Below are 7,433 nucleotides of genomic sequence, written 5' to 3' on the forward strand. Positions count from 1 at the left end.
TAATGAAACTAAAGGTTGTAGGCAACCAATATGCAGTTAATATTAAAAATTTAGAGAATTGATACTCAATATTATTATGATTTTATTTATCGAATAATGATGAGCTTTATAACTTATTTACTTATTAAAATAGCTGTTTTTAGAACCATGGTGATGCTTTTAAAAATGGCTTTCACTTGCAAAGATACTAATATAAAGTGGATAATACACTTCTTAAATAATAGAACCTTAGTCATGTAATGAATAAAATTGATTTTGAAATTAAAAGTATCGACAACATAATAAATGCTTCTTGCGTGACAAAAGAGGGAAGTTTAGTCGATCAAATTTATTCAGTTTTACGTAAAAATATTATTAATCTTTCTTTGCCTCCTGAAATGCCTTTAGTAGAAAAAGAAATAGCTTCAATTTTCCAAATTAGTAAAACTCCAGTGAGAGAAGCGTTAATTCGTTTAGCTAATGATCGACTGGTTAATATAGTTCCCAAAAGTGGTAGTTACGTTACATCGATCAGTTTAGAACGATATTTAGAAGCGTGTTTTATTCGAATTACTTTAGAGAGTGCTTGCGTTAAGCGACTTGCCGAGCAAGGGATAAGTTTGTCTCAACAATTAAAATTAAAGTCACTGATTATTGAAGAACAGCAAGTCAGGGAAAATAAACCAAGTAACGATCATGAACTGATTTATTCACCCGCTTTTAAAATTAATGAGTTATTTCATCGAACATTATTTGAATCTGCTGGTATTTTAGGGGCATGGAACTTACTTGATAGCTCTAAAGCTGAAATAGAAAGAGTTTGGCATCTAGAAAAAAGGGTTGGCGTTAGAAGAGCTTGTGATGCAATTTCTGAACATTTCAATATTCTAGATGCGATAGTCCAGCGAGATCCTGTAGCTGCAGCGGCCGTTATGACAGATCATATTGGTGACGTTGATGGTGAGATAGATATTATCTCTAAAAATCCTATGTTTATTAAGTCTATAGATGAATTCAATTCATTGATTAGCGAACAAAGAAAACGCCGTGGTGCAAACAACTTTAATGGGAAGCTTTTAGTGGGCAACCGCGTCGCTTTTTAATTTACCTTAGGGGTAGAATAAAAAAAACCTCAACATTTCTGCTGAGGCTTTGTTATTTAAGTTTGTGTACAAACTAACTCGATTAATTAAACTTAGTTATTAACCAATCTTTATTATCGCTAAAATACAACGTACGAATTTCATCTTTACCTTCAATATTAACCATATTGATTTGTGTAGGCCAAAGGTCGCGTAATGTACCATTAAATAACTTCAATCCATCCAATCCTTTTGGTATCGCTGTTTCTTGATACACCCAGAAAAACTTACCTTCAATTTCATAGCCTACGGCTGTTAAAGGTAGTTCTTCATCAGCTAAAGTGCGTACTAAAAATTGCTTAGCAACATAATCAGCAAATTGCTGTTGTGTTTTCTTGAGGTTAATGATGTCAGCATTCTTATCAAATAATGCTTGCACTGCATGCTCAGTGTCATGCATGTAAAACCTGTGCGATACCTCTAGTTGACCTGAACGTTTGTTAAACGTAACGGTTGTTTCAGCAGCTTTTTGTTGGTGCGCAAACGCTAAGTTTGTAGAAACAATACTCGATATCGCTATTAAGAAAACCGCTATAAAAATGATTAAACGTTTAGACATTAGTTGTCCTTCTTATCTTCTGTTTCATCATCTTCGTCAGTTTTAAGCTCTGTTTTAATATCTTTCATGATATCGCGACTAACTTTAGCTGTGCTCTTCTTCGCTTTATAGGCTTCAACACGTGTTGGAATAATTTGACGTGGGTAGTGGTTATTTTCTACGTCAACATCAGCCGTTTCCCAACCTGGATCAACAGTAACACTAACCAATTCTTTGTCGTTATCAGTCACAACAAGTTTACTCACGTGTTTTGGTGTTCTACGCCAAATTTCAGCAGGTATGTACTGACTTTCTGTTGAACCATCTTTATAGGTTAGTTCTAAAATAATCGGCATAACTAAACCACCAAGATTTGAGAACTCTAATACATAATAGTTTTTATCTTCTTTTACGGCACGTTCTAGTGCTTTAAGTTCCCAAGGCTTTAAACCCTTTAAGAATTTTTTGTACTTGTTACGTTCTTTATTGGTTACGGTGAAACGGTCGTTTTCGTCATAAAAATCTGTTACGTCAGGATTACGGTCAACCCATAACTCTTTGCCTTCTGCTTTGTTACGCTCAACAAATAATGAAGAAGGTTTATCGAGTTCGATTTGGCGTAAACGGCCGTAATCAATATCCGGGTTATGAGTATCTAAACGCATTTTATATACTTTATCTATTGAGATATCTACATGATCTGTAGAGTAGAACCAGCCGCGCCAGAACCAATCTAAATCAACACCAGATGCTTCTTCCATTGTACGGAAAAAATCAGATGGGGTAGGGCGTTTAAACTTCCAACGAGTAGCATATTCTTTAAAAGCGAAATCAAATAACTCACGACCTAAAATAACTTCTCGTAAAATGTTAAGTGCAGCAGCAGGTTTTGTATAAGCATTAGGACCTAAACGTAAAACGCTATCAGATTGCGTCATAATTGGTACCTGGTTTTGAGACTTCATATAACCAGTAATATCACGAGGCTCAACACCCCATGGAATTGTTGGATCCCATTCACGCCCAGCAACACCATCTAAAAAGCTGTTTAAACCTTCATCCATCCAAGTCCATTGACGCTCATCAGAGTTAACGACCATTGGGAAATAAATGTGACCTACTTCATGAATTACAACACCAATTAGGAAGCGTTTTTCAGCTTGTGAATAAGTGCGTGAACCATCGTCTTGTAATTCAGTACGAGGGCCATTAAAAGTGATCATCGGATATTCCATACCGCCTACAGGACCATTAACTGATTGTGCTGTTGGGTATGGATAGTCAAACGAGTAACGTGAGTAAACTTCCATTGTATGGACAATAGATTCCGTAGAGTACTTCTTCCAAAGATCGCCACCTTCTTTAGGGTAGAAAGACATTGCCATAACAAATGGCATATCGTCGCCACCTTGTTTATAACCTTTAGCATCCCACATAAACTTACGTGAAGAAGCCCAAGCAAAGTCACGAACATTGTCAGCTTTAAACTTCCACGTTTTGCGCTTATTAGTACCTTCTTTCTCGTTTTCTAATGCTTCTTCTTCCGTAACAATAAATACAGGACGTTTAGACGTTTCAGCTTCTTCTAAACGATTACGTTGTGTTTTTGTTAGTACATCTTTAGGGTTAGCTAATTTACCTGTAGCACTTACGATATGATCTGCAGGAACGTCAATTTCTACTTCATAGTCACCAAACTCTAGGGTGAATTCACCACGACCTAAAAACTCTTTGTTATTCCAACCTTCGTAATCTGTGTAGGCATGCAGGCGAGGGAACCACTGTGCAAGTAAGAAGATGTCGTTACCGCCTTCGCGTTCGTCTTTTTCAAAGTGTTCATAACCTGAACGTGCCGATACCGCATCTTCTTCAACAATGTTGAAAGCGAAGTCGATAGAAAATTCAACATTAGCGCCAGATTTTAAAGGCTTAGGTAGGTCGATACGCATTTGTGTACCAACAACAGTAAAGTTTAACTTCTTGCCTTTACTGTCTTTTATGGCGCTGATCTCATAGCCTAATTCGTTATCAGCCATAAATTGTTGGCGACGTAATTCACCTAAGCTAATTTTTGCTGGTGTTTGTGCATCACCTGTTTTGGTGTAAGGACCTCGGCGACCAACACCACCAAAGTTGTTTGCCATATTAGCAATAGAGTCATCTTTGAAGATATTTTGATCTAACTGCACCCATAAATACTTTAATTTGTACGGAGAGTTATTCTGGTAGGTGATTTTTTCACTGGCTGTTATACGACGTTTTTCTTCATCAAGTGACACTTTAATTTTATAGTCAACTTGCTGCTGCCAATAATTTTCACCCGGTTCACCTGCGGCATTTCGGTATACATTTGGGGTAGGAAGTACTTCCTCTAATTGACGAAATTTGTCTTCAAAGTCGCCTTTGCTTTGTTTAATCGCTGATGCATTAACAGTTGAAGCTATTGAAAGCGGCAAAATTAATGCAGTAAAGATTTTTATAATGTTAATGTTAATTTTCATTTATCCATTCTTATTTTGTTGTGTTGAATTAATACAGTGAAAAATAGGGGAGCTATTATCACTCATCTGAGAAGTTAATATAAAATTACGAGTAGTTTATGGTGTTATCTTTTCTTGCAAAACGTAATTTTTTGTTTACATTCGGTTGTTTTTATTCGACTAAATTAACCTATTGTCGGTGGAGAAACCGCAATAAAAGCGAATAATTTTCATGTTACTGAAATACTATCATTTTAAATCATGGCTACTACAACTTAGTAAAGAGTTGATGCGTTTTTGTCCAGAACTCGCTAGATATTTGGTTAATAACATTAGCTTCGGCATTGATTAGTATCGCAAAACCTATATCTAATTCAGGTGAGTAACCAATATCGGCCCGAAAGCCTTCTACCCAACCTGAATGATAGATAATTTTTTGCTCATTAAGTTGATAAATGCGCCAGCCGTAGCCGTAATGAGCATCAGTTAAATGCTCTCGCCAATACCTTCTACGTAAATCTTTTTTGGTTTTTATTCTTGGTGTTGTAATTTCACTTAATAATGCTGGTGATAAAACGTCAGATTTATGCCCCAAATTTGCTATAAGCCATTTGGCTAAATCGGAAATACTGGAATTAACCCCTGCGGCAGGTGCCACTTTATAAAAATCAGGCGCTACATTTACAGTACGCCAAATATATTGCTTTAGCCTTTTTCCTTGCTTATTTTTTTTGTTGGTTAAAATAGTTTTTCTTAATATATGAGGCTTAGCTGTATTTTTAAGTTCTTGAAAAGGTTTTATTCCAATGGAGCTGTCGTTCATTTTTAACGGAGAGAATAGTCTTTCAGTTAGTAAAGTGGAATAATTTTTGTTTTGACTACTTTCAATGGCGGACTGTAATAGTCCAAAAGTGATATTTTGGTAGCCGTAACATTTGTCTGGTTGGCAAATAGGAGTAATACGATCAAAACGACCAATAATTTTATCCATGCTCCAGTTTTCATGAAGCAAATTATCATAAGCATTCGGCATTAAACCACTAGAATGGCTGAGAATATGCTTTAACTGAATTTTTTCTGCTGCGCCTTCTTGCGCCAAAGAAAAGTTGGGTACATATTTAGTGATGGGATCTGATAAGTCAAGTACATGTTCTTGTGCAAGCATAGTGGTAATGGTGGAGGCAAACGTTTTAGATACCGAAGCTAAACGAAATATAGTATTGCTATTAACTTTTTGTGATTTTGCTTTATCAATATGGCCAAATGTTTCTAAAGAAACTATATTATTATTTTTTACAATGACATAAGCGCCACCAGGAATATTGTATTTTTCAAGCTGTTCAGCAACATGCATTGAGAATCCCGGATTAAACTCTTTAAGTGGATCGGCATAAGAACATGACATAACAAGAGTTAAAAAAAGACAATATATCCGAATCAACACAAACCCCTTTGATAAAATTAATTTTTTCTATAAATAAAACAGCCCCAATATTTTTGTGGATGACTGATATGAATGGTACCAATTGACTGTCGGAGTCTAACTCTTAATTACAAGTTAGTTGCTCTACAAATTGAGCTTACTAGTTTCATGAGAACGTTTGCAATAATTATGTTTACTGCATCAACTACCTTGATATTGAAACGATATTTTAATCTCAAATTATATCATGATATTTAAAGATAATAATCGCTTCTTTTGTCAGTGTGCTTTGCATATAAGTATTCTGACCTAACATGAACAACTTTTAGACTTCTGACAAAGTTTATAATTTTGAATATGAGCAAAAGCTATAACTATGGCACCTAAAGTGGTTAATCCTTTTTCACCCATCTCACCAAGGTAACTTTCACCAAAGAGTAGTGCGGAAGCTAGGATAATAAGCCCCAATCCACCATATAATCCAATCGACATTTTGTTATGTTTCTTACATCCCATCGTCAGAGCGTAAATACTTATAGGCAATACACAAATAACCATCAATGTATGAAATATTTCTTGATCCATCGTGGTAGCAATTACCGTTGGCAACAAAACTGTTACTAAAGGAAGTAAAAGGCAATGAGCCAAACATAATACAGATAATGTAATTGCAGATTTATCTAAGGAGGCCGAGACAGTTTTCATTTTTATAACCTATATATTTAAAAGTAGAATTGCTTTTAGCAATTATTATGTGCTGAAAGACAAGTATTGCAGGTACCGTTTAACTCAATTTGTGGTGATGATAATTGATAGCCAGTTTGTTCAGCTTTATCTGTTAAATCGCTTAAATTATTATTGGTATTATTGTTTAATTCATCAACACGTAAGCATTTCTGGCAAATTAAAAAATACGGTAACTCATGGGAAGACTTGCAACCAATATGAGCACAGGCTACATATTTATTGGCGATGTTAAGTCTATGCGCTAATTGCATTCTCTCTAGAAACTCTAAAGTTCGATAAGCTGTCATAGGCAATAACACTTCATTAAAGTGAGTTTTAAATGCTCCCATCAACTCATAGGCAGACAGAGCTTTGTCAGTTATTAACAATAGTGTTAAAACCTGTCGACGTTTCTTGGTTAAGAGAACATCATGTTGCTTACAGACTTTTGCTGCTAATTTTAAGTTGGCTTGTATTTGAATATCTTGGTTCAATGAAATCTTATCCTTGTATTATTTTCGTCAAGACTTACAGAGTCATGTTCATAATAGCCAAATGATATAGCGTAAGTTTTATGTTCAAAATTAAACAGTGTTGTAGTTGGTGTTATTACACCTCACCTATAGATATGTTATAACATATCAATAGGTGAGGTGTAAACTATTAAGAATATTTTATATTGAATAGAGTTATATAAGGTTCTGATGTTATGAGTGACATATCTAAGGCTCTTGAAAAAGATGGAGGGATGTTTTGCACTTTGCTGGAAGAAAGTAGCACTCGTTAAGAATCATGAGAGCAAGTCAAACAATTTTATACGTAGAAAAAATTGCCAAATACAAGGCATTTATTTCAATAACTGGTTGTTCTAATTATTAAATAAATAACGATGTGGTTGGTAGTTTTAACAAATAGAAATGATCACATAGTTAGTGAGATTGGTATAGATCAGTAGAATAGTTTTTATGAATGGTGCCGACTGCCGGAGTCGAACTGCCAACCCTGCTTAGCTACTGATTTAATCATACCAATTCCGATATTTTTATGATCTAATAAAATATCAATTTCAACAGTTTTATGATCTAATATAAGCTCAGACGAGGAACTATATATGGCTCATAACTTAGCAAAGTTAATTTCATCAA

The 7,433-nt window shown here is 35.0% G+C and carries 6 protein-coding genes; 1 reads left to right on the forward strand and 5 read right to left on the reverse strand.

What is annotated here, in order from left to right:
• The first annotated feature begins 239 nt into the window (after window positions 1-239).
• On the forward strand, window positions 240-1,082 hold the full coding sequence (locus Q4503_RS17890; protein WP_303603093.1) for a GntR family transcriptional regulator: 843 nt from the start codon (window positions 240-242) through the stop codon (window positions 1,080-1,082).
• Between the two features lie 82 nt (window positions 1,083-1,164).
• Here Q4503_RS17890 and Q4503_RS17895 read toward each other — a convergent pair whose 3' ends face one another.
• The 5 genes from Q4503_RS17895 to Q4503_RS17915 all read right to left on the reverse strand — a co-directional run bounded on the left by Q4503_RS17895 (window position 1,165) and on the right by Q4503_RS17915 (window position 6,782).
• On the reverse strand, window positions 1,165-1,680 hold the full coding sequence (locus Q4503_RS17895) for a DUF6702 family protein (RefSeq protein ID WP_252727538.1): 516 nt from the start codon (window positions 1,678-1,680) through the stop codon (window positions 1,165-1,167).
• Window positions 1,680-4,160: a M1 family metallopeptidase gene (locus Q4503_RS17900; RefSeq protein ID WP_215973575.1), complete on the reverse strand. Its 2,481-nt coding sequence runs from the start codon at window positions 4,158-4,160 to the stop codon at window positions 1,680-1,682. The genes Q4503_RS17895 and Q4503_RS17900 overlap by 1 nt, the downstream gene beginning before the upstream one ends.
• Window positions 4,161-4,407: 247 nt before the next feature.
• A complete protein-coding gene (locus tag Q4503_RS17905) occupies window positions 4,408-5,544 on the reverse strand; it encodes a serine hydrolase (RefSeq protein ID WP_303603094.1) in 1,137 nt (378 codons plus the stop codon).
• Window positions 5,545-5,871: 327 nt separating this feature from the next.
• The gene (locus Q4503_RS17910) at window positions 5,872-6,267 is read right to left on the reverse strand and encodes a MerC domain-containing protein (protein ID WP_303603095.1); all 396 of its coding nucleotides are present in this window, start codon (window positions 6,265-6,267) and stop codon (window positions 5,872-5,874) included.
• Window positions 6,268-6,302: 35 nt separating this feature from the next.
• Entirely contained in the window at window positions 6,303-6,782 is a 480-nt protein-coding gene (locus Q4503_RS17915) for a Fur family transcriptional regulator (protein WP_303603096.1), read from the reverse strand.
• Window positions 6,783-7,433: the final 651 nt, after the last annotated feature.

It is taken from the genome of Colwellia sp. 6_MG-2023 (assembly GCF_030547765.1).
Taxonomy (GTDB): domain Bacteria; phylum Pseudomonadota; class Gammaproteobacteria; order Enterobacterales; family Alteromonadaceae; genus Colwellia.